The organism is Neolewinella aurantiaca (assembly GCF_008014675.1).
GTDB lineage: Bacteria > Bacteroidota > Bacteroidia > Chitinophagales > Saprospiraceae > Neolewinella > Neolewinella aurantiaca.
In genome coordinates this window covers 23,639-45,433 of record NZ_VOXD01000013.1, presented here as the reverse complement: position 1 = coordinate 45,433, position 21,795 = coordinate 23,639, and the positions used below count along the sequence as shown (strand labels likewise).

General features: G+C 53.3%; 16 protein-coding genes. 10 read left to right on the top strand and 6 right to left on the bottom strand.

Features of this window, described 5'->3' with window-relative positions:
- Positions 1-170 precede the first annotated feature (170 nt).
- Positions 171-1,976 (bottom strand): S8 family peptidase, encoded by a 1,806-nt coding sequence (locus FUA23_RS09960; RefSeq protein WP_147930594.1) that lies wholly within the window; start codon positions 1,974-1,976, stop codon positions 171-173.
- 203 nt (positions 1,977-2,179) lie between these two features.
- Here FUA23_RS09960 and FUA23_RS09955 point away from each other — a divergent pair, with 203 nt between their 5' ends.
- The 3 genes from FUA23_RS09955 to FUA23_RS09945 all read left to right on the top strand — a co-directional run bounded on the left by FUA23_RS09955 (position 2,180) and on the right by FUA23_RS09945 (position 4,906).
- Positions 2,180-3,253, top strand: a complete 1,074-nt coding sequence (locus tag FUA23_RS09955; RefSeq protein ID WP_147930593.1) for an alpha/beta hydrolase-fold protein — start codon at positions 2,180-2,182, stop codon at positions 3,251-3,253.
- A 252-nt stretch (positions 3,254-3,505) separates the two neighbouring features.
- Positions 3,506-4,450: an isopenicillin N synthase family dioxygenase gene (locus tag FUA23_RS09950; protein ID WP_147930592.1), complete on the top strand. Its 945-nt coding sequence runs from the start codon at positions 3,506-3,508 to the stop codon at positions 4,448-4,450.
- A 159-nt stretch (positions 4,451-4,609) separates the two neighbouring features.
- On the top strand, positions 4,610-4,906 hold the full coding sequence (locus FUA23_RS09945; protein ID WP_147930591.1) for a Sec-independent protein translocase subunit TatA/TatB: 297 nt from the start codon (positions 4,610-4,612) through the stop codon (positions 4,904-4,906).
- A 94-nt stretch (positions 4,907-5,000) separates the two neighbouring features.
- Here the strand turns inward: FUA23_RS09945 and FUA23_RS09940 are convergent, their stop codons facing one another.
- On the bottom strand, positions 5,001-5,375 hold the full coding sequence (locus FUA23_RS09940) for a VOC family protein (RefSeq protein ID WP_147930590.1): 375 nt from the start codon (positions 5,373-5,375) through the stop codon (positions 5,001-5,003).
- Positions 5,376-5,465: 90 nt separating this feature from the next.
- Positions 5,466-6,182 carry an OmpA family protein gene (locus tag FUA23_RS09935; RefSeq protein ID WP_147930589.1) on the bottom strand — a complete coding sequence of 239 codons (717 nt, stop codon included), beginning with the start codon at positions 6,180-6,182 and terminating at the stop codon, positions 5,466-5,468.
- A gap of 354 nt (positions 6,183-6,536) precedes the next feature.
- On the opposite strand from FUA23_RS09935, the gene FUA23_RS09930 reads away from it, so the two are divergent.
- Positions 6,537-10,394 carry a M4 family metallopeptidase gene (locus tag FUA23_RS09930; RefSeq protein ID WP_147930588.1) on the top strand — a complete coding sequence of 1,286 codons (3,858 nt, stop codon included), beginning with the start codon at positions 6,537-6,539 and terminating at the stop codon, positions 10,392-10,394.
- Positions 10,395-10,462: 68 nt separating this feature from the next.
- Here the strand turns inward: FUA23_RS09930 and FUA23_RS09925 are convergent, their stop codons facing one another.
- Positions 10,463-11,998: a phytoene desaturase family protein gene (locus FUA23_RS09925; RefSeq protein WP_147930587.1), complete on the bottom strand. Its 1,536-nt coding sequence runs from the start codon at positions 11,996-11,998 to the stop codon at positions 10,463-10,465.
- 230 nt (positions 11,999-12,228) lie between these two features.
- Here FUA23_RS09925 and hemW point away from each other — a divergent pair, with 230 nt between their 5' ends.
- On the top strand, positions 12,229-13,413 hold the full coding sequence (hemW, locus tag FUA23_RS09920; RefSeq protein WP_147930586.1) for a radical SAM family heme chaperone HemW: 1,185 nt from the start codon (positions 12,229-12,231) through the stop codon (positions 13,411-13,413).
- A gap of 165 nt (positions 13,414-13,578) precedes the next feature.
- Positions 13,579-14,832 carry a Pycsar system effector family protein gene (locus tag FUA23_RS09915; RefSeq protein WP_147930585.1) on the top strand — a complete coding sequence of 418 codons (1,254 nt, stop codon included), beginning with the start codon at positions 13,579-13,581 and terminating at the stop codon, positions 14,830-14,832.
- A 20-nt stretch (positions 14,833-14,852) separates the two neighbouring features.
- Here the strand turns inward: FUA23_RS09915 and FUA23_RS09910 are convergent, their stop codons facing one another.
- Positions 14,853-16,091, bottom strand: coding sequence for an HD domain-containing protein (locus FUA23_RS09910; RefSeq protein WP_147930584.1), 1,239 nt, complete (start codon positions 16,089-16,091; stop codon positions 14,853-14,855).
- Positions 16,092-16,336: 245 nt separating this feature from the next.
- Here FUA23_RS09910 and trkA point away from each other — a divergent pair, with 245 nt between their 5' ends.
- Both trkA and FUA23_RS09900 read left to right on the top strand, forming a co-directional pair.
- Complete coding sequence (gene trkA, locus FUA23_RS09905; RefSeq protein ID WP_147930583.1) at positions 16,337-17,677, top strand: Trk system potassium transporter TrkA; 1,341 nt, start codon at positions 16,337-16,339, stop codon at positions 17,675-17,677.
- Positions 17,678-17,866: 189 nt separating this feature from the next.
- On the top strand, positions 17,867-18,532 hold the full coding sequence (locus tag FUA23_RS09900) for a hypothetical protein (protein WP_147930582.1): 666 nt from the start codon (positions 17,867-17,869) through the stop codon (positions 18,530-18,532).
- A 119-nt stretch (positions 18,533-18,651) separates the two neighbouring features.
- Here the strand turns inward: FUA23_RS09900 and FUA23_RS09895 are convergent, their stop codons facing one another.
- Positions 18,652-20,100, bottom strand: a complete 1,449-nt coding sequence (locus FUA23_RS09895; protein ID WP_147930581.1) for a TrkH family potassium uptake protein — start codon at positions 20,098-20,100, stop codon at positions 18,652-18,654.
- A gap of 93 nt (positions 20,101-20,193) precedes the next feature.
- Between FUA23_RS09895 and FUA23_RS09890 the strand changes: the two genes are divergently transcribed.
- A complete protein-coding gene (locus FUA23_RS09890) occupies positions 20,194-21,159 on the top strand; it encodes a ribose-phosphate pyrophosphokinase (RefSeq protein ID WP_246144136.1) in 966 nt (321 codons plus the stop codon).
- Positions 21,160-21,404: 245 nt separating this feature from the next.
- Complete coding sequence (locus FUA23_RS09885) at positions 21,405-21,794, top strand: type II toxin-antitoxin system VapC family toxin (protein WP_147930580.1); 390 nt, start codon at positions 21,405-21,407, stop codon at positions 21,792-21,794.
- Position 21,795 lies beyond the last annotated feature (1 nt).

Here is a 21,795-nt window from a genome sequence, read left to right as displayed (position 1 = left end):
TAAGCACTACGAATACCGCCAACTGTTAATCGTTGTGAATAGCAGGTTAAATAACCTTGCCTGCTCCCCTACCCTTCTCTGCACCTGCGGCCGCGCCCGGAAACAAGCACGCTCTGACCGCAAATTCATGCGAACAGAGCGTGCCAGCTTAACAACTAATAGTGAAGAGTTCAGAAGCCTGAACAAACGGGTAAATAAAGGCCTTCGTACACCTGCCCCAGGCTATTGAGTTGGGAAGACCTTTCCAGTCTCTCCGCTGTCCACAACGCCAAACCGCCTCCGTTAGGACCAAGATAGGCGGCGAGACTACGCGTGATGAGCGGTGCGGAGATGGAAGTGCCCCCGATGTAATCGAAATCATCCAGGTCAGTTGCCATGAACGCGGGAGACTGTGAGGTCAGGTAGGCTGCAACGTTAACGCGTTGGTTGCTAAAATTCGAGAAAGAAGCCTTTACCGGATCTTCATCAATATTATTATTGGGGTACTGCATCGAGGCTACAGTAATTACATTCTCGAAACCATTTTGAAGGCCAAAAGCTCCCGGCCATTGAGGTGCAGCATCGATGTTGGCGTTTTCGTTTCCGGCAGTAGTAACGATTACGACACCCTGACTGGCAGCCCGCTGAACAGCACAGGTCAGGGCTTGCGGAGCTTCTTCCAGCGGTATGCCCCAACTCATGTTGATGATCGTACTTTTCATATCTACGGCCTCGTTGGTCGCAACGACAGCGCCGAAATAACTCGCCAGGCCATTGATTCCAAAAATCTTGCTGTGGAAGACGGTAAGCGGAGCATCACCCCGATAGTCGCCTATCACCGTGCCAGCGGTTGCAGTGCCATGACCAATCTCATCATTTGGCTCGAAATCGCCCCGCAAATAGTCGAAACCGAACAGCCCTGGCTGAGCAAAAGCCGATTCGTACTCATCCTGATAGATAAAACCCTGAAAGTCGTCGTTGAAGGCGCCGCCGATTTCGATTCCGCTGTCAATCATATTTACGATCACGTTGCCTCCTCCCGGACGCGACCCGTTGCGGGGCTGATAAGCAAGACACGGAAGGGCCTCCTCAGGGATGGAGATGTCATTGCCATCAAATAAGCCATTGCCGAGCGTGGACACCTCAATGATGTAATCTTCTTCGATGAAAAAGTCGGAGGAATCTGCCTTGGGCCGGCGGGGCTTAGTGAGGGGCTTATCGCCCATGCCACCTACGGCATTGGGAGACATCCCTTCCGGGATGTCAAGCGCAACGGTGGTACCACCTTCGCCCTGGTAGGCTTCGCTGATGGGCAGCCCCATTTCCCGGGCCCAGGCGTAAACATCGGCTTTGTTGTTGCAGCTACCGATGATCACGCGCTGAAAGGTTCCTCCGTCGCAGGAGAAAGCCAATCGTCCGGGGCCTTCATAAGTGGAAGACTGGTCGCGGTAATCAATAGCATCGGTTTGCGGCAGTTCATCGATCGCGGCTACGCCAATGAATTCATCAGGGCCCAGTACATAATCGGCCAGGTGGTTAGCTGAGGTAAAGAGGGTGTAATCGATAACGACGTAGACATCTTCGAAATCGTTTGCAGAAACGATTCTCTCCGAAACCGCGACTGCGTCGGACTGCAGGCAGCCCGTGATGGGGACCACGTTGTCTTCGCAGTTGGCACCAAACACCTGAAAGTGAACGGTAGCGGCAACGCCGACATAGAGCTGGAGGTAGAAATCTCCGTCGGCTGGCTCATCGATCCGTACAATGCGCTCCATCCCGGAGGTGGTGCAATTGAACGGCAACGACGGCAGATTGCCCGCCTGAGGTTCGTCCAGGTTTTCGAAGTAGTAAGGCTCGTTGCCGCACAACACGTTGGTGGAGATGACCGGAATGTCGACGGTGCAATCGGGATCGGTGAGATCTTCGTCGTCGCAGCCGGACCACAAAAGAATGACGCCGAGCAGAGCAAGGCAGAGGAGAAACTGGTGGTGTTTCATGATGGTGTTGTTTGAGAGCAAAAGCGGGTTAGAGGGAAGCAGAGGGGCCTCCCGTATCGCCTCTTTATGCGCCAGGATGGGCGGGCGTTACGAATCCGAAGACTTTATTTTTAAGTTCAAACATGATTCGAAACGTGTACTTGATTTGAGAATCGTAATTTTGTGCCCCTTAATTTATACGGCTACAATTCACGCTCTACTACATGCGTCGCAAGAAACTACAACTGATAACGGGAACCGATGACGACCGGCCAATCTATGTGGCAGGCTCATTTAATGACTGGCGCGTGGCAGAGGAAGCATACCGGCTACAGCCCGGCTCCAAGGCCGGCCAGTGGGAAATATACCTTGACCTGCCCGATGACATCGACCACGTAGAGTACAAATACACCCGCGGCGGATGGGAATGCGTGGAACTGGGACAGCACGGCGAAAACGCCCTGAACCACAGCCGCTACGTCAGCAAGCGCTGGACCTTACCCGATCGGGTGACGAACTGGGCGGGAGCAGGCCTGCACTACAACGAAGCGTTTCTTCCCCGCATCGAGATTATTGATGAAGCCTTCGAGATCCCTCAGCTTATCCGTACGCGCAGGGTAGCCGCTCTGCTGCCCCATGATTACTACGAAACGGACAAAAGGTATCCCGTGCTATATCTTCAGGACGGACAAAACCTCTACGACGATTACGCTCCGTACGGCAGTTGGGGAGTAGACAAACAACTGGCCGCCATGAGCGAGCGCGGAACTGGTGATATTATCGTTGTCGCAATCGACCACGCCAACCATCAGCGGGTGAGTGAGTTTACCCCTTCGTTTCAGAACAAGCTTGGCGTTGGTGAAGGGAAGAAGTATTCCGATTTCCTGGCGAAGACCCTTAAGCCATACATCGATGAGAACTTCCGGACCCTGCCCGGACCGCAGCACACCGGAATTGGAGGTAGCTCGCTGGGAGGGCTCGTGAGCGTGCTGGCGGGGATTCATTTCCCCGACGTTTACGAGCGGCTGATGATCTTCAGCCCCTCGTTCTGGGTTGCGCCCGAACTGGCCGGCGAGCTGATGCACCTGGCCAAGCATTTCAGCGGTAAGGTTTATCTCTACGGTGGCGAGTCGGAAAGCAAAACGATGGTTCCGAACATGCTTCGTTTCCTGAGCGAGATAACGCGCGTCAGTAACCATGGCAACCTGGAGTTCAGAACGGAAGTAGACCCCAACGGCCAGCATAACGAGGCACGGTGGGGCAAAGAATTTCCTAAGGCTGTAGAATGGCTGTTTTAGAGCGCCTCTCTGCAAAAACCTTGTTGGATCGAATTTATGTTGCCCTTGCTGGCGCGAACGCAGGTGCAGGGGGCGTTACATAGAGACGGAAAGCGCCCGTAAAAGTGCTTCGGCGAGCCTAAGTTCAGGAGCCTTGTTTGCCCAGACCTTTACTTTGCACCTGCGGCCGCGCCCGTAATTTTGACGTAAGCAAGAGGTTTGCAATCCAACCAAACCCGTACCTTACCCGTAATTATATAACAACGAATCAATATGTCTGCCAACAGAACCATCCCTCTCGTCAACCTTTCCGATTTTGAGAACGGCGACGAGGCCACACGCCAGGCCTTCATCAAACAGCTGGGAACAGCCTTTCACGACATTGGCTTCGTGGGCGTTACCGGTCACGGTATTCCCAAATCACTGATCGACGATTTCTTCGTCGCGGCCAAGAAGTTCTTCGCTTTGCCCGAAGACGTGAAGCGCAAGCAGGAAATTCCCGGAGCTGCGGGCCAGCGCGGCTACACTGCGTTTGGGAAAGAGAAGGCGAAACAGAGCAAAGTTGCTGACCTGAAGGAGTTCTTTCAGATCGGCCAGGAAACCGAAGGAATGTCTGATGAAGAGCGTAACCCACGCGTAGCTGAGGTTCCGGAATTCATGGACCTGGGAATGAAACTCTACCGTCAGTTTGAGCAAAAGGGCAACAGCCTCTTGCGGGCCATCGCTCTTGGGCTTAACCTTCCCGAAAACTACTTCGGAGAGTACACCAAAGATGGAGTTTCCATCCTCCGCGCTATCCACTACCCCCCGATCACGAACGAGCCGGCCAGCGCCATCCGCGCCGAGCAGCACGAAGACATTAACCTGATCACCCTTCTGGTGGGTGCAAGTGCTGGTGGCCTTCAGCTACAAAATGCAGCCGGAGAATGGCAGGAGATCGTGCCTGAGAACGACGAAATCGTGATCAACGTAGGTGATATGCTGCAACGACTGACCAACAACCACCTCAAATCCACCACCCACCGGGTGGTCAATCCACCCCGTTCGGAGTGGCACAAACCGCGTCTCAGCATTCCTTTCTTTCTGCACCCCCGTCCGGAAATGAGTCTGAACGTGCTCGAAAGCTGCGTCTCCCCTTCTAACCCTCAACACTATCCGCCGACCACCGCCGGTGAATACCTCGATGAGCGGCTGCGGCAGATCGGCTTGAAGAAGTAAGTTGCTGAACCGACAAGTCACTGAGTTGCTGCGCAACTACCAACTCAGCCCTGTGAAACACAATGCCACGAAAAGGCGTTATTTTTGCACATATTCTCCATAATCATTCCGATCACTACCGAGATTCTACGGCAGCGCATCGACCAACAATAAAAGCGAATGTTTAATTCCACTTTCCTTTTCAACTTCCTCGGCCCCGAGATGATCGTCATTTTCTTTGCGATTTTGCTGCTCTTCGGCGGTAAAAAAATCCCGGAACTGATGAAAGGCATCGGCAAGGGTATTCGTGAATTTAACACTGCCAAGGGTACGCTCGAGCAAGAACTCAAGGCTGGTATGAAAGAAGAAGAAGAGCGTGAGCAACGCGAAAAAGATGCGCGCGAACTCCGGGAGCTTCGCGAACGCGAAGCCAAGCGCCAGCGCGAGGAACAATTCATTACCCGGGAGGGGAAGTAAGCTTCTCTTTACCGGTATACAGCATACAGGCTGTCCTGCAAAGCGCAGGACAGCCTGTATTTTTTTGAGACAGCCTCCCTGAGGCCTGATTTTGTCACCTGATCTCTGTAGCGAAGTGCCAAAGCACTCCGGCCGGATCAATCAGGTGAATTTCCCGTAGCCCCCACGGGTAATCCGTCGGTTCCTTCCAACGAATGCCTTCGTAGCGGTTTACCAGGTCAAGGTCCTGAAGTTCTCTCCAGCACAATTCGAGGTCAGGGACGAAAAGAAAAAGCATGGTGTTTTCAGCCCATTCCTTTACGTAGGCATCCTGTAGGTAAAAGAACGAATCGCCTAGTTTAAGTAAGACCATGTTTTCAGAAGACCAGAGTTCTTCAGCGCCCAGGTCTTTGTAGAAAGAGCGGGAGACTGAAAAGTCTTTGGCGGGCACGAAAGCGCGAAGATGGGTTGTGGGAGCAAGGGATTTCATGGCATAAAAATAGCAGCAACGGAGAGAATCCGAAGCTGCTATCATTGGGCTGTAGTTTAAGAATTACGATTCGGAATCGGGGAGGAAGGCCTATTCGGGCGTAACGAGTGTACCGTCGTTTGCCTTCTGCTTCAGGGTCTCGTTGCCACGTATTTTGATTTCCACGCGGCGGTTTGCTGCACGGCCGGCGTCGGTCTCGTTAGATGCGACCGGCGACATTTCCCCAAATCCGCGAATTGTCATTCGTTGGCGGTTGATGCCTGACGTTGCAAAATAATCCGCTACTGCCGATGCACGCTGCTCGCTCAGTTTCTGGTTGTACTCCTCGGTTCCCTTGCTGTCGGTGTGTCCTTCAATGCTCAAGTCAGTATCGGGATAACGGTTCATGACGCCCGCCATCCGGTTGAGTTCCTGTTGGCTCGCAACCGTCAGCTTATAGCTGTTGAATTCGAAAAGGATTCCGCTGTCGAAAGTAATAACCACGCTTTCAGTCACTGTCTCTCCGGTTTCAGGATCTACGGTTTCTACTTTTTCGACGGTGGCCCCGGGCACCTCTTCCTCGATTTCTTCGGCCTGTTTATCCATGTATTTACCAAGAATAGCGCCTGCCGTACCACCTACGACGGCCCCGATGATGGCCCCTTTGGTTCCATCTCCACCCTTTTTACCTATAGCTCCGCCAACGACGCCACCGGCGGCACCACCGATTGCACCGCCTTTGGCGGTGTTACTTACGGCACAGCCTGTGCCCAAAAGCAAGACTATGATGACAAAAAGGGGGAAAGAAAGTCTATTGATAGTTTTCATAATGCAATAATTTAGTAGCGATCAGGCTACTAAAACGGGGAAATAAATTGCTGTGTTCGCCACAGGAAGGATAAAGCCGTGGCAAAAAAACACACTTCTGCCTACCTCAAGACAAAATTTTATACGCCTGAAGCACTTTTTTTTCAAAAAAAATACAAGGCAAACATCGCAGGTGATAAACTTCTAAAAAACACGGCTTAACACATAACTTTAAACATCAACAATCAACGCAAAAGTCGATTATTTTTATTCTAAGCAATCGATATAAACCCAAACAGACTACCGCCATCGTACATTTTAACGATATTTAAGCCTTAGTTTTTAGTTAATACACAAATCAACATCCTTTTAAACATGTCTCTTAATCTACTCCTCTCCCGGAGAAGCCTGGCCTTGCTATGCCTTCTCCTTCCTCTCAGCGCATTTGCGCAATTCACCAAGTCAGCACTCACTGCCCGCCCAGACATTTCCAAAGTGGAGATGAGTCCTGAGCGCGGCACCCCCTACGTCATCGAACTCGTTCCTGAAAAAACTGCAGCAACGGATGCTGCGGCCCTTGTTACGGGCTACTTCGACCTTCAGAAGGGGGCTGACGAAATCCGGGCCGACCGGGCAACGACCAACAAAGAAGGGATCACCTTCCAACTCTTCCGCCGCTTCCACCAGGGGGTGCAGGTCGAACACGACCGGTACAACCTGCTTTCCGGCCCTCAGGGGCCGCAAGCCATCACGGCGGAGCACCACAAAATTCTGGAACCGCTCAACGTTAGGCCAACCCTCAGCATCGACGAGGCTCTGCTCTCCGCCAAAAACTACGTTGGCGCCGAGCAGTACGCCTGGGAGCAAGTCGAAGAAGATTACCTCCGTCACGTATGGGCTCCTCCCATCATGGAACAGATTTCCGCAGAGCTGGAAGAAGTCCGGCCCGGTGGTGAGTTGACCATCGTGGACAATTACTCTACCGACAACTACGACCCCGACCTGGCCTGGAAGTTCAACCTCTATGCCTCAAAGCCACTCAGCCGTGCCTGGGTTTACGTCAACGCTCACACCGGCGAGATCATGCTCTACGATCGCATCATCAAGCATGCTTCGCAGCCAACTACCGTAACTACCCGGTACGCCGGTGATCGCTCAATAATGATTGACCTCGAAAGCAGTGGCCTTGACCCCAACAGTGGCCTGCCGCTTACGGACAGCCGCTCAGCAGGAGGTGGACTTCTTCTCGCATCAGGCCCGATGTACGTACTGCGAGACGATACCCGTGGAGACGGGCTTGAAACCTACGACATGAATGGCCTGGGCGGCGCACCAATTTCGTTGGCAGCCCTCTACACCCAGTCTAAAGCTTTTACCGATGACGATACCAACTGGACCCTCGCAGAGCACAAACGGGGTGGTACGGTCAACGAGGCCGAAAACGACGATGTCGCCTGGGACGCCCACTGGGGTACCCAGATGGTTTATGACTACTGGCTGGATGTCCACGGCCGGGCCAGCTACGACGACAACGACATTGCCATCAAAAGTTTCCTGCACTATGGCGTCGCTTACGACAATGCCTTCTGGAATGGTACCGCAATGACCTACGGCGACGGCAGCTCTCAGGGAGGTACTCAGGCAGGCTTCGCGCCACTGATGAGTCTTGACGTTTGTGGCCACGAAATCGGCCACGCCATTTGTACCTTTACCGCCGATCTGGTCTACGCCAGCGAGTCGGGGGCGATGAACGAAGGCTTCTCCGATATTTGGGGAGCAGCCATTGAAGCGTATGTTTTCCGTGAAGTAGACGCCACCCTGGCCAACCGGATGGCTCCTTACGGAATTGGCGAACAGATCGACGAGCGTGATAACGGCATTCAGTACCCCGATGCCGGCTGGCAGGCGCTCCGCTACATGGACGACCCAAACAAAGCCGGTGACCCCGACACCTACGGGGGAGCCAACTGGCAAAACCCGGATTGTGAGCCCAGTCTCGCCAACGATCAGTGTGGCGTACACACCAACTCCGGCGTCCTGAACAAATGGTACTACATCCTCACCAACGGCGAAAGCGCAACTAACGACAAAGGCGACGCCTACAGCGTTGTGGGTGTAGACTTTGAAGTCTCCGAAAAAATCGCTTATGGTACAGAGTTGATGCTGACGCCCAACGCGACTTTTGCCGAAGCACGCGCTGCATCCATCGCTTACGTACGCACGCTGCCCTCTGGCGAAGGCGGCGGAGCCTGTGGCAACCTCGAAGAACAGGTTACCAACTCATGGTACGGCGTAGGAGTGGGCCCTGCTTTTGTTTGTGGCGTTACAGCCGGATTTACTCTCGACGAAAGCTCCGTCGGCGAACTCGTATCGGACAACAACGACTGCGATGCCAGCAAAGCATTCACCGTTGAAGCAGCCATTAACGCCAGCGGAACAGTAGCCGTAAGTGGAACAGCTACCGAAGGGGAAGACTTCACCATTTCCAACCCCAACTACACCGTTGGCCCCAGCGGATTCGGCAGCCATGAATTCATCGTCAACATCATCGATGACGCCAGAATTGAAGGCGATGAAACCATCATCCTCAGCATCGGCTCCCTGACGCATACCATAACTCTCATTGATAACGATATTCAACTCAGCGTTGGCAACGGAGAAGTCACCCTACTGGACGGATCTACCCCCAACGAGGACTGGACCACCATCGCCCTGCTGGAAGGTCCTAACGACTTCTTCAAAACAGCCGACGGCGGAACCGTCGGCATCGATGGAACCGGAGGCGTGGCTCCCGTTTACAATGGCAACTCTGCAGCAGACGATCTGATCCTGTCAACCCCGCTCATCGATGCCCGGGGATTACGGCAACTGAACGTTAGTTTTGACTGGACCGCAGGTGGAGAAACTGACGTACCTTCCGACGTTCAGGCCGGGCCCAACGGAATACCTGTTCCGGTCGCCACCCCTTTAGATTACGGCAACCTGGCTTACTCCTTCGACGGTACGACCTGGACGGACTTCACGGAATTCCAGACCTTCAACGGTATCCTTCTTACCATCGCTACCGGTAGTTTCGACGAACAACTTCCCGATTTCCTTCAGGGAACCCAGTTTTACCTTGGGTTCCGCTGGCGCAACGACCCACTCGTCGGAGGCTTGTACAGCTTCTCTTTCACCGATCCTCTGATCACGGCTACGGGAACCGGTATTGCAACTACTACGACTTCGATCGAAGATGACTTCAAAGGCGGCGACGAAATCTTTTTCCTTACTCCTACCGGAGACGAAGTAATTGCACGCATCGAAAATACCGGCGCGAGCGACTTCGGCTGTACCACAGTAGAGATTACAACTGACGGAGGCGGACATACCGCCATGTTCCCCGATGGGGACTACTTCTCGAAAACCATCTCCGTCACACCAACTACCAACGATCCATCCGGAACCTACGCTATCTCCCTCTACTTCACCGACGCAGAAATTGCTGCCTACCTGGCAGAATCGGATAACGAGTTGGGCGACCTCGTTCTCTTTAAAACAGCCGGACCGCTCGCCGATGCGATGCCAGGAGATGTAGAAACAGGTGAAAACCTGACACAGACAACCGTTCCGGGAGGCGTATACTTCTCTGCTGACTTCTCTTCAGGATTCTCGAGTTTCGCTTTCGGCAAACCAGCCTCATCGGCACTGCCTACAGACCTGCTCTCCTTCAATGCCCAGGCTGTCGGTAAAGTAGTGATCCTTGACTGGGCCACCGCACGGGAAGAAAACAACGACGGCTTCTCGGTAGAACGGGCTATGGTTGGAAACAACACCTTTAGTTCTCTTGGCTGGGTACCTGCTGCTTCTGGGCGCAGTGGTGCCGGCAGCTATCAGTTTACTGACCCAACGGCGCAGCCCGGCCAGAGCTACCACTACCGCCTGAAGCAACAAGACCTCGACGGAACCTTTACCTATTCCGATATCCGGCAGGTGACCCTTGCGGCAGGAACAGAATCTGTCTCCATCTTCCCCAACCCTACCTCAAATAAAATAAGGGTAAGCTGGAGTGGTACCGACCAACTGGAGGGTACTACCCTTTCGCTGATCGACGCAACGGGCAAAACCCTCGAGACCCAAACGGCTATTGAAGGGCAGGAGATGGACCTCTCCGGTCGTCCGTCCGGGCTCTACTTCATTAGAGTGCGCAAAGCAGACGGTACGACCTCTGCCCACCGCTTACTTAAGCAGTAGAATAAATCCCCTTAGTGCTTCATAACAAGTGTTTACCCGCGTCTTCGGCTTCAGAAGGCGCGGGTTTTTCATTTTTCGGCAAGCCCCGCAACAATTTTTGCCGAGAGCAGGCAGAGCGGAACCCCACCGCCAGGATGCACACTTCCTCCCAGAAAATACAGCCCGTCAATCTGGCTGCTGAAATTAGGGTGGCGCAAAAAAGCAGCCATGGTATTGTTACTGCTCGTGCCGTATAGCGCACCCTGGTGCGAGCCCGTTAAGCGCTCAAGCTCGGGGGGGGTAATAATTCGTTCTTCTACAATAAGGTCTTCATTGAAGCCAGCTGGTTCAACCTTCCCTTTCTCGCTTGCGGGGGCAGACCCGGGCCCTTCACTTTCTTCGGGCGCGGACGCAGGTGCAGAGAGATGTTTTTTGAGTTTTGCAATAACCCGTTTACGAAGTCCCGGGATCATTGCCTCCCAATTCTGGCCAGTATGTGCCGGGGCATTGACCATTACGAACCAGTTTTCTCCGCCCGCAGGTGCGTCCTCTCTTACTACCTTGCTGCTAATATTGACGTAGACCGTTACTTCTTCCGCGAGTTCTCCGGCTTCGAGGCGGGTAAACTCCTCTTGGTAATCTTCGCTAAAGAAGATATTATGTACCCCCAGTTCCGGGAACTCCTGCCTGATTCCCCAATAGAAAATCACCGCACTGGTGCTTTTTTGCTGACTCAGGGTTCGCTTTGGTTTTTTAGCTTCGGGCAGGAGTTTTTCGTAGGCGAGCCAAACGTCCATATTGCAGACGACGGTATCGGCAGGATGGAAATCGCCGTTCACTTTCACTCCCGTCACTTTGCTCTTTTCGCGGACGATCTCATCTACCCGCTGATTGAAACGGAAGCTCACGCCTAATCTTTTCCCCAGGTCGTACACCGATTGGCTGATGTCGTACATTCCTCCTACCGGCAGGTAAGCGCCAAAATGATGCTCGAAGTGGGGGATCATCGTCAGCAGGCCCGGTGCTTTGTACGGGTTAGAACCATTATAAGTGGCAAAGCGATTGAACAACTGCACCAACTTAGGATGCTGGAGGTCGCGTTCATGGACAGCATTCATGGTGGAAAACAGATCCAGGGTCGGGATGCGAAGCATCGCGCCGAGGACCTGCCAGTTGAGCCAGGTATCTGCTTTTTGCAACGGTTTCTCCAGAAACGTACGTCCCGTCAGTTCATATTTTCTAGCGGCGGCGGCCATAAATTCGGCGACGCGTTCTTCTGGCACATCAAACGTTTCGGCGGCGGCGCTGGCCAGGTCTTCCGTATTTCCGGGGGCGGAAAAGCGGGTTCCGTCGGGCCACCAGTAGTGGCACACTTCCGGAAGGCGGACATAGTTGAAGTGATCGGTCGGTTCCTCGCCGGCCAGGCGGAAGAGTTCATCGACATACTGGGGCATCGTAAACAGAGAAGGGCCAAAATCGAAGCGATATTTACCCAGGCTGAACTGGCTGAGTTTCCCCCCCGGGCCCTCGTTTGCCTCAAACACCGTCACGTCGTGGCCGGCAGCAGCAAGCCTTACTGCAGCAGCCAAACCAGCTATTCCTGCTCCGATGACGATTGTAGACATAAGAATTCTGTTTTTGTGTTAGCTTTCCGGTAGGGGAAGAGAATTATACAGGAAAGGTTCGTCGTCAGGAGCCGGAAGCGAGCAATTTACAGAACATTGCCCCTTCAACCTCCTACCTTGCACCTGCGCGTGCCGCCCAAAAGTTATGCTGTCTACTACGGGATACGCGCAAAAAGGTAACTATTGAAACAATGAGCTGTTACCAGACAGTCTTACCATGACTTCTTCCGATGCTCTACCTCCACATTCCGTTTTGTAAACAAGCATGTAGCTACTGCAACTTCCACTTCAGCACCAGCATGAAGACACGGGATGCGGTGATTGATGGCATCCGTAAAGAATTGCAAATGCGGAGACCGGAGTTACCTTCCGGTCCGGTTTCTTCGGTTTATTTTGGAGGGGGCACCCCATCCTTACTAACCGCAGAGGAACTGGAAAGGATTTTCACCGTGTTACGCAACGAAGGCTACCTGGCAGATACGCCTCCCCATAAAGACACGCCCAACTTTCCGGAAATCACCCTTGAGGCCAACCCCGACGATCTCAGCGAAGCCAACATACAGGTTCTCGCCAACTCTCCCGTTAACCGCCTGAGCATCGGCATTCAGTCCTTCTTCGAGGAAGACCTCCGCTTCATGAACCGGGCCCACAGCGCGGACGAAGCCCGCGCGGCCGTCGAAAAAGTCGGGCGGGCCGGTTTCGACGATGTCAGCATCGACCTCATCTACGGCGGGCAGACGACGAGTGACGAAATGTGGGCAGAAAACCTGCGCATAGCCACAGACCTCGGGGTCAACCATATTTCCGCTTATGCGCTAACCGTGGAGCCCCGAACTGCTCTCGGGGTAAGGGTAGCCAAAGGCAAAGTAGCTGACACCGACGACGCCAAATTTGATCGCCACTTCAACATGCTCGTTGACCACCTGACGGCCCACGGCTACCGCCACTACGAAGTATCCAACTTCTGCTTACCCGGCCATGAAAGCCGCCATAACTCCGGTTATTGGAGCGGACAACCTTACCTGGGCATTGGCCCCGGAGCACATGGTTTCGACGGCCTCCGGACCCGCAAGTGGAACGTTTCCAACAACGCGGCTTACGCAAAAGCCTGGGCTGAAATCCATTCCCCCGAAGACTACGCCGCTGCAGACGGTTTCCTTTACGATTCCGAATCCTTGACCGACCATGACCGCTACAACGAATACATTATGACCGGGCTGCGGCGGGACATTGGGGTATCCGTCTCCGACCTGGAGCGTTTATTTGGTAAAGAGAAGGCCCGCTACTTTGTAGATAGCCAGCAAGGGAATGTTGACGCGGGTTTATTCCAAGACAGCTCCGAGGGCATTTACCGTTTGAGCCGGGCGGGGATAATGCGCGCTGATGGGGTTGGGGGAGATGGGTTTTGGGTTTAGAGAGACGAAGCGTGAATTCGGTCCTGATTCCGCGTAACCGAGAGAGAATGCGGCAGTTGCAGTAGGGATAAACGAACCTGAAGTTATTTTCGGAGCGATTCTCATTCAAAAAACCTTGACTTCCCAGTCCAAATCCCGTACTTTGCACGAAGCTCACTACTGTAAATGCAATCACCTCTATTCTCCAACCACCAGCTGTCCGACCTCGCCGACCAGGCGGAGCGTTTTATGCTCATGACTTACGAGCGCCAACCGCGGGCACACGTGTTGCACAACGACAGCTGGGCACTGGCCCTTGCCGGCCATGCCCGGGAGATTGCCCTGCGCCGTCCCGGTGCTTCGCCAGACCTGGCTCCGCTGGCCAGAACCTGTGCCTTGCTAGAGTCTTGTCGCTACTGGGGCGTTGGCTCGGGAATCAGAGACATGACCGAGGTTGCCAGTGAGTTTACACAATGGACGGGCCCAGATTACCTCAACCCTCAAATGGCGCTTAAGGCGGCGTTGCCCGGCGGTAGTGGTCCGCAAAGAGCCGAACTGGCGGATGTGCTCCACGACGCTCAGCTTGCACAGCGGCTACTCTCCGGAGCAGAAGGCGCCGAGCTCTCGTGGCTCGAAGCACGCTACTCACAACCGACCGATGCGGAGGAGACGACCTCCCGCCTGGAGGTGCTCCGAACCTACCTCAATGAACTCCGCGCGGCGCGGTTCCGCAACGGAGAACTCCGCCGTCAGTATCAAGCCACACACAGTGCGGTGCTGTTGGATTTGCAGCGGTTGGTAGACAAGCTTACCTCGCGTCAATCTCCGGCAACTCACCTTGCACCTGCGCGCCGTCGCCCCCGTATCAATAAAGGTGTTGGCTATCAGGAGTTCGACGAGCCCTATGAATTTCAGGGGCTTTCCAGTCTGGAGAGCGGACCGACCCGTCAGGCCGCTCAAACTTACTTCCGCACCGTTTTCCGCAACCACATCAATCTGAGCGCGATGGCAGACCAAAAAGCCGCGATCATGATAAGTGTGAACGCTCTCCTGATCGGTGCTCTCGTTACTTTCACGAGCTATCGGAACTGGGCTGAAACCCGACCGGAAATTCTGCTTCCCCTCGGGTTATTCTCCATCTGTGGCCTTGTGAGCCTTGTTTACGCGGCTCTTTCCGCCCGGCCTTCGGGCAAAGAACAGCCTGAAGAAAACCTGGCCTTCTTTGGTTCCTTCAGCCAGCTCTCCCGCGCCGAATTTGCAGAAAAGATGGAGGATCGCCTCAAAGACCCCAACGCCCTGTACGGCACCCTCGTCAATGATTTGCACGGCTTGGGAAAATCGCTGGAGAGAAAATACCAGTTGCTGCGCATGGCTTACACCATTTTTCTGGCGGGCCTGGTCCTCAGCGTACTGGTACTGGTGGGAGTTATGTTTTTATAGAACACTTTGCCGGCACTTGATTATTCCTTGTCTGCGGCAGCGCTGCCTATTGCCTTCGGGTAGCAAAGAAAGTATTTACGAAAAGTACGTGGTTCGATGCCAAAATCGCTGACGCCTGACATCGGCACAACGGCCCCGTCTTTGGTGAGCACCATAATTTCTTCTTTATTCAGGGTGTAGGCGCTGTTGCTTTCTTCTCCGCTAATGAGGAAGGCCTCGGCTCCCCGTGGCAGGTCGTCGCTTTTGCTTAGTGCCTTTTGCAATCCGACGAGGTAGCTTTCGGGGAAAGGCTCATTAGAGAACTCGAGGCGAAAGAGCCGGCGGTTGATAAGCCCGTAGCTGAGGTAAGCCAGGAGTTGGTCGGGGTGTTGCTGCCAGGCTTTTACTGCGGTAGTGATGTCGGTATCGTCGAGCGCAGCGAAGCAGTCGAGCAGTTCGTTGCGGCGGAGTTTGAAGTCGTCGCTGGTAATTCTGTTTTTCAGGAAGTACCTGAGCCCTGGCGGAGCCCATACTTCCTGCCCTGCGCGACTCAGGTCGCGCGCACGCTGAAGGACAAGAATGAGCATCTGCTCGGCAGCTACCACCGTTTTATGAAGGTAAACCTGCCAGTACATGATCCGCCGGCTGGTAAGGAAACGCTCAACTGAGTAAATGCCCTTCTGCTCAACGACCAGCCGATCGTCCGCAACGTTGAGCATTTCGATGATTCGATCGTAACCGATCACGCCTTCGCTCACGCCGGTAAAATAGCTGTCGCGGTTGAGGTAGTCCATCCGGTCCATATCCAATTGCCCCGTAACCAGTTGGTGCAGAAAATGCTTTTTGTACTTGCCCTTAAATATTTTAATGGCCAGGTCGAGTTTGCCCTGAAACTCATCGTTGAGGCGCTCCATGAACAACAACGAAAGCTCTTCGTGATGTGCTTCAATCAGAGTGTTTTCGAGAGTATGGGAAAACGGCCCATGGCCAATATCATGGAGTAAGATTGCAATCTTTACGGCTTCGGCCTCCCTTTTATTGATTTTTACGCCTTTGCGTTTGAGGCTGTCTACGGCCTTGCCCATCAGGTGCAACGCACCGAGCGCATGATGAAAGCGGGTGTGCAGTGCTCCCGGATAGACGTAATGCGTAAGGCTCACCTGCTTTATACTGCGTAGTCGCTGAAAATAAGGATGCTCTACCAGATCGAAAAGAATCCCGTAGGGTATGCTTACGAAACCGTAAACCGGGTCGTTCAGTATTTTATGGGACTTTTTCATGGTAGTGTGGTTTGCACGGGCAAGATACTCCCTAACTCTAAGAATACAGATTTACTGTTTATAACAGGCCGGGGCGCCCGATGACCGTAAGCTGAGCCGCTAAATATTTAAACCCACCTACGCACAGGGTTCAACGAAGTGGCGAATAAGCAGTTACAGTCTTTCAGGAACCATACTGATCATGTACATCACATTTACCTTCAGTACCTTTGCCCCTCTAAATTGATTATCAGCCCCTCTAGCGCATGAAAATTGTCATTGCCGGTGCAGGAGACGTAGGTTTTCACCTCGCCACCCTGTTAGCCACTGAAAACCAGGACATCATTCTTATCGATAACGATCAGGATGTACTCGACTACGCAGGAACCCACCTGGATGTACTCACCGTGCGCGGAGACGCTACGAGCATGTCGGCCCTGAATCAGGCTTTTGTCCCCTCTGCCGATCTCTTTCTGGCGGTTACTACTTCGGAGAAGACGAACATGATGTCGGCCATCATAGCTAAGAAGCTTGGTTGCCGCAGTGTGATTGCCCGGGTAGACAACGAAGAGTACATGCAGTGCGAGCATAACGAGACGATCTGCTCGCTGGGTATCGACCAGATCATCAGCCCACGTCAATTGGCCAGCCAGGAGATAAGCCGGCTCATTAAGCAATGCTCCTTTACCGACATTTTTGAGTTCGAAGAAGGCAAGCTGTCCCTGCTGGGCATTACCCTGGACGACGACTCTCCGCTGGTTGGTGTTCGCCTGAGTGACATCGGCCACCTGGAAACCAAGGTCGATCTTCACCCTATCGCTATTCTCCGGGGCCACACCACCATCATCCCCCGTGGCTTCACCCAGCTCCAACGGGCCGATCATATTTACTTCATCACCCGCCCCGAAAAGCAGAGCCTGGTAGAAGCCTTCGTTGGTAAAAAGCAGCGCAAGGTGAAGAGCATCATGATCCTCGGTGGTACTGACCTCGGCATTGCCACCGCCCGCTTGCTGCAGGACGACTACAACATCACCATCGTTGAAGAGAAAAAGAGCCGTTGCCAGTACATCAACGAACAACTCAATAATGTTCTCGTCATCAAAGGAGATTATTCGAACATCGACTTGCTCAAGGAAGAAGGCCTCAACGGCATGGATGCCTTTATAGCCGTCACGGGAAACAGCGAAACCAACATCATCAGTTGTTTGACGGCCCGCAACCATGGTGTTTATAAAACCATCGCTCAGGTAGAGAACAAGGAATACATTCACATCAGCCAGAACATCGGTGTGGATACGCTCATCAATAAAAAACTGCTGGCGGCCAACAAGATTTTCCGCCACGTGCGGAAGGGCAACATCGAGGCCATTACCACCCTCCACGGCGTGGACGCCGAAGTGATCGAATACCACATTACCAAGAGCAATCAGCTGACGAAGAAAAAAGTGAAAGACCTTCATTTCCCCGACACCGCCCTGATCGGGGGGGTTATCCGTGGTAACGAAACACTGATTCCAAACGGCAATACGCAGCTCAAGATCGGTGATAAGGTGATCGTATTTGCGCTGCCCCGGGCCATCAAACGACTCGAGGAACTCTTCCGCTAACCAAGCTGTGCGGTTGTCGCTCCGCTATTCAGGGGCGGGGCCGCAGGTGCAATGAGGGTTGAAGGACGCGTTACAGGACAGATGTGGCGGCATTGATGTTAAAGTCGGGGCACAAACCAACATCTTCGAAAGAAAGTAGATCATTAAGGCGTTGAGGGTATAACCCCTTCATTACCAAACGCCAGCATCATGAAAAACCTCGGCTTCAATTCTCCTTACGCATTAGCGGGTATGTGCTTTGCGGTTATCTCCATAGCTGTTAGTACATTTTTCGATTTCACCGTCCATTCAGCATCTTCCGGGCCGGTTGGCGAGTACGTAGTGGAGAACGTGCGCGGAGCGCGCGAGCGCCCGCAGTGGACCCTGCAAAAACTAACCCTGAAGGAAAAAGAAAACCTGCGCAGCCGGGCCAATGTGCCCAACTTCCGGGATGCCGGCGACGATGCATTTTACTACGGCAGCGCGACTCCGTGTTTTGTCGTTAACATCAACCCCGATGTGGAGGGCCACAACGACCGCCTGAAAACCCACATCTTCGGAGACCTCCGCATTGAGACGACCGACCTCTTCCGGTCCGGCCTCGAGGTTGCACTCGCCGAATCCTTCACCGAAGAGGTGTGGGCCCGGGATAAAAAGTGTTTCAATGGCTCATTTGTGGTCAGCTTCAACGTAGACGGCGAAGGCCGTTTGGCCGATAACATGCTCGTACACCATATCAAGGGAAGCGCCAATGAGGCCGGCATCGCCGTGCTCGACGTTCTCCGTGACATGGACATCAACGGACACCGCTGGCACGATGGTTCTCTTGCCGGAGGGGAAGTGAGGGTACCCGTTTCCTTCCGTTTGGAGAACTAGCAGGCCGCCAATCCATTTTCAACAACCCGGCATTGCATCCTGCGTTCGCGCCAAAGAATCGTTCTTGTTTCAGTTCTGTTGTTGGTCGCAACGAGCGACTGTACCGCAGTCTTACCTGATCAATTGAGCCGCCAGAAGAAGGGCGAAAACAGGACCAGCACGGTATAGATTTCGAGCCGCCCGATCACCATTACAACACTGAGGAAGACCTTGATCTGTGGTGAAAGCCAGGCAAAATTGTCTACTGGGCCAACCTTCCCGATACCGGGTCCAACGTTACCCAAGCTGGTTGCCATTGCGCCGAGTGCGGTTTCGAAATCGAGGCCCATCATCGCCAGAAGAACGGAGCCAACTACAAATATGAGCAGGTACAGCAGTAGGAAGTTGAAAACGTGGGTGATGATCTTGCCCGGCACTACTTCGCCATTAAGGCGCAGCGGAACGATGGCCGACGGGTGAACGATGCGTTTGAATTCCAGGTAACTGTTCTTCACGAACACCAGGTGCCGGATCAACTTAATCCCCCCTGCGGTAGACCCCGCACACGCTCCGAGGAATAACAAAACGAAAAACACCAGCGTGAGGCTTGTAGACCAGGATGTGTAGTCAGCGGAAATAAACCCGGTAGTAGTGATGAGACTTACTATTTGGAAAAGGCTGTCGCGGAAAGACTGTTCCAGCCCTCCTCCGTTGCCCGACAGGTAAACGCCGGCAGTACAGACAACACACAGAAACGCAACCAGGCCGATATAAGCTTTCAGTTCGTCGCTGCGCCAGACATCGGCCCAGCGTCGCTTCCAGCTCAGGTACAGAACGGTGTAGTTGACGCCGGCCAAAAACATGAACGCGATAAGCAGGTACTGAATGTGAGGAGCAAAAGCCGCTGCGCTGGCATTGCGGGTACTGAAGCCTCCCGTTGCCATAGTAGTCAGAGCGTGGTTGATTGCCTCGTAGGGGGAAAGCCCGAAGACGGTCAGTAAAATGGCGAGAATCCCCGTAAGGCCGACGTAAAGCAGCCATAGCCGCTTCGCCGTTTCACTGATGCGGGGGTGCAGTTTATCCGATGTCGGCCCCGGTGCTTCGGCGGCAAACAACTCGATACCGCCGATCCCGAGGAGCGGAAAAATAGCGACGGTGAGTACGATGATGCCCATGCCTCCGATCCATTGTGTCAGGCTTCTCCAGTAGAGCAGGCCGCGCGGCTGTATTTCAATGTCGGTTAGAACCGATGCTCCCGTTGTCGTCATGCCCGAGACCGTCTCGAACAGCGCATCGGGAACGGAAGGGATCATCCCACTGTAGAGGTAGGGGAGCATCCCGGCGGTGACCATCGCTACCCAACTGAGCACTACAATCAGGTAGCCTTCCCGCTTTCTGATCGGAGCCCCCTTTTGGTTTTCAACCAAAGAGCAGAGGCCTCCCATACCCATAGAAGTTAGTCCGGCGAGAAAGATGGGCCAGCCGTTTTCTCCATAGAACCAGGTAAACGGCAGGGCAGTCCAGATCATCAAACCAATGAGGCCGAAGAGAATACTGATTACCCTGGCGATAGGACGAAAATTAATCATGAGTGCGAAGGTAATTACAGAGCCGCTTAGGCTGTTAACCTTAAAGCTGTCTCGGACCTGAGAACTAATGGGCGAACGTGCTACCTTTGCCATATGTCCCACAAGCCCCGCCTCACCCCGATGACCGACGAGGTCACACTACTCTCCACGACAGGTAGCCAGTACCTTTCTGCGAAAATCGCTACTGCTTATGGTAAACCGTTAGGTGAACTGGAAGTAGCCAAGTTCAACGATGGAGAAATGCAACCCATCATTAAACAGAGCGTACGCGGAGAGTACGTATTCATCATCGGCAGCACCTTCCAGCCGCACGAAAACCTGATGGAGATGCTGCTTACCATCGACGCAGCCCGCCGCGCCAGCGCAGGTTACATCTGCTGTGTGATGCCTTACTTCGGCTACGCCCGCCAGGACCGCAAAGACCAGCCGAGGGTTCCCATCAGTGCCAAGCTGATCGCAAATCTCCTCGTTGAAGCCGGCGCAGACCGGATCATGACGCTCGATCTGCACGCTGATCAGATTCAGGGCTTTTTTGATATCCCCGTGGATCACCTCAAAAGCCAGGCTATCTACATTCCGTACTTCGACAGTCAGGACATGAGCAACGTCACCTTCGCCAGCCCGGACATGGGCGGCGTAAAGCGGGCGAGGGACTACGCCAAGTACTACGAGCGTAACGTCGTGATTTGCGACAAATACCGTAAGCGTGCCGGTGAGATCGCCGGCATGACCCTGATCGGTGACGTAGAGGGAGCCGATGTAATTCTCGTGGATGACCTCGTAGACACCGCCGGCACGCTGTGCCGGGCCGCCGACCTGATCATGGAGCGCGGAGCGAAATCTGTTCGTGCCATTGCTACCCACCCCATCCTGAGCGGAGATGCTTACGAGAAGATCGAGAAATCAAAACTAGAAACCCTCATCGTCTGTGATGCGGTGCCGCTGAAGCAAATCTCCCCTAAGATCAAAGTGCTGAGTTCTGCGGCTCTGTTTGCCAAAGGCATCCGGAAGACGCACGACAACGAATCGATTTCAGCACTGTTTGTGGGCGGGAAGTAGTGTTTAGCAACTACTGATCAGTGAAAACCGTTATATTGCAACAAACATTTTGCGATGACCAGAATGATGACTGAGGTTGCCAACGAGGAGACGCTAAAGGTTATTCGTAGCCTTGAGGCTCTGCAACTCTTCCGTGTGGTAAGCACACCAACAGTTCCTCTTCAGATCGATCAATCATGGATTGGGTCAATATCGAAAGAAACAGGCGAAGACATGTTATCATTCGTTGAAAACAGCAAAAACGAATGGGACCGCAGTTTTTGATCGACTCTAACGTGATTATTGACTTTTGGGCCGGAAGCTTGCCATCAGATGGTGCTTCATGGTTGATTGAAAAAGTGAATAACCAACAACACTGTATTTCACCAATCAATCAAATTGGAGTCTTGGGTTACGACGGTAAGCCAGATGAAATGAAACTCGCCGCGGCATTCATCAATAGCTCTGTATCTATACCGATTGATGAGAAAGTAATTGCAACCACGATTGTAATTAAGCGTCAAAAAAAAATCAAGCTTCCCGATGCTGTAATTGCAGCTACTGCACTCACGCATAATTCAATTATTGTTACCAGAAACGAAAAGGACTTCAAAGATATTGATGGCCTAAAAACCATTAATCTTCACAGCCTTTAGT

Excerpts from the sequence above, each read along its gene's own strand:
- FUA23_RS09955 (WP_147930593.1), top strand. The coding sequence starts at position 2,180 with ATGCGTCGCAAGAAACTACAACTGATAACGGGAACCGATGACGACCGG.
- FUA23_RS09895 (WP_147930581.1), bottom strand. The coding sequence starts at position 20,100 with ATGATTAATTTTCGTCCTATCGCCAGGGTAATCAGTATTCTCTTCGGC.
- FUA23_RS09930 (WP_147930588.1), top strand. The coding sequence starts at position 6,537 with ATGTCTCTTAATCTACTCCTCTCCCGGAGAAGCCTGGCCTTGCTATGC.
- FUA23_RS09915 (WP_147930585.1), top strand. The coding sequence starts at position 13,579 with ATGCAATCACCTCTATTCTCCAACCACCAGCTGTCCGACCTCGCCGAC.
- FUA23_RS09945 (WP_147930591.1), top strand. The coding sequence starts at position 4,610 with ATGTTTAATTCCACTTTCCTTTTCAACTTCCTCGGCCCCGAGATGATC.
- FUA23_RS09910 (WP_147930584.1), bottom strand. The coding sequence starts at position 16,091 with ATGAAAAAGTCCCATAAAATACTGAACGACCCGGTTTACGGTTTCGTA.
- trkA (WP_147930583.1), top strand. The coding sequence starts at position 16,337 with ATGAAAATTGTCATTGCCGGTGCAGGAGACGTAGGTTTTCACCTCGCC.
- FUA23_RS09900 (WP_147930582.1), top strand. The coding sequence starts at position 17,867 with ATGAAAAACCTCGGCTTCAATTCTCCTTACGCATTAGCGGGTATGTGC.
- FUA23_RS09950 (WP_147930592.1), top strand. The coding sequence starts at position 3,506 with ATGTCTGCCAACAGAACCATCCCTCTCGTCAACCTTTCCGATTTTGAG.
- FUA23_RS09935 (WP_147930589.1), bottom strand. The coding sequence starts at position 6,182 with ATGAAAACTATCAATAGACTTTCTTTCCCCCTTTTTGTCATCATAGTC.
- FUA23_RS09925 (WP_147930587.1), bottom strand. The coding sequence starts at position 11,998 with ATGTCTACAATCGTCATCGGAGCAGGAATAGCTGGTTTGGCTGCTGCA.
- FUA23_RS09885 (WP_147930580.1), top strand. The coding sequence starts at position 21,405 with ATGGGACCGCAGTTTTTGATCGACTCTAACGTGATTATTGACTTTTGG.
- hemW (WP_147930586.1), top strand. The coding sequence starts at position 12,229 with ATGCTCTACCTCCACATTCCGTTTTGTAAACAAGCATGTAGCTACTGC.
- FUA23_RS09960 (WP_147930594.1), bottom strand. The coding sequence starts at position 1,976 with ATGAAACACCACCAGTTTCTCCTCTGCCTTGCTCTGCTCGGCGTCATT.
- FUA23_RS09940 (WP_147930590.1), bottom strand. The coding sequence starts at position 5,375 with ATGAAATCCCTTGCTCCCACAACCCATCTTCGCGCTTTCGTGCCCGCC.
- FUA23_RS09890 (WP_246144136.1), top strand. The coding sequence starts at position 20,194 with ATGTCCCACAAGCCCCGCCTCACCCCGATGACCGACGAGGTCACACTA.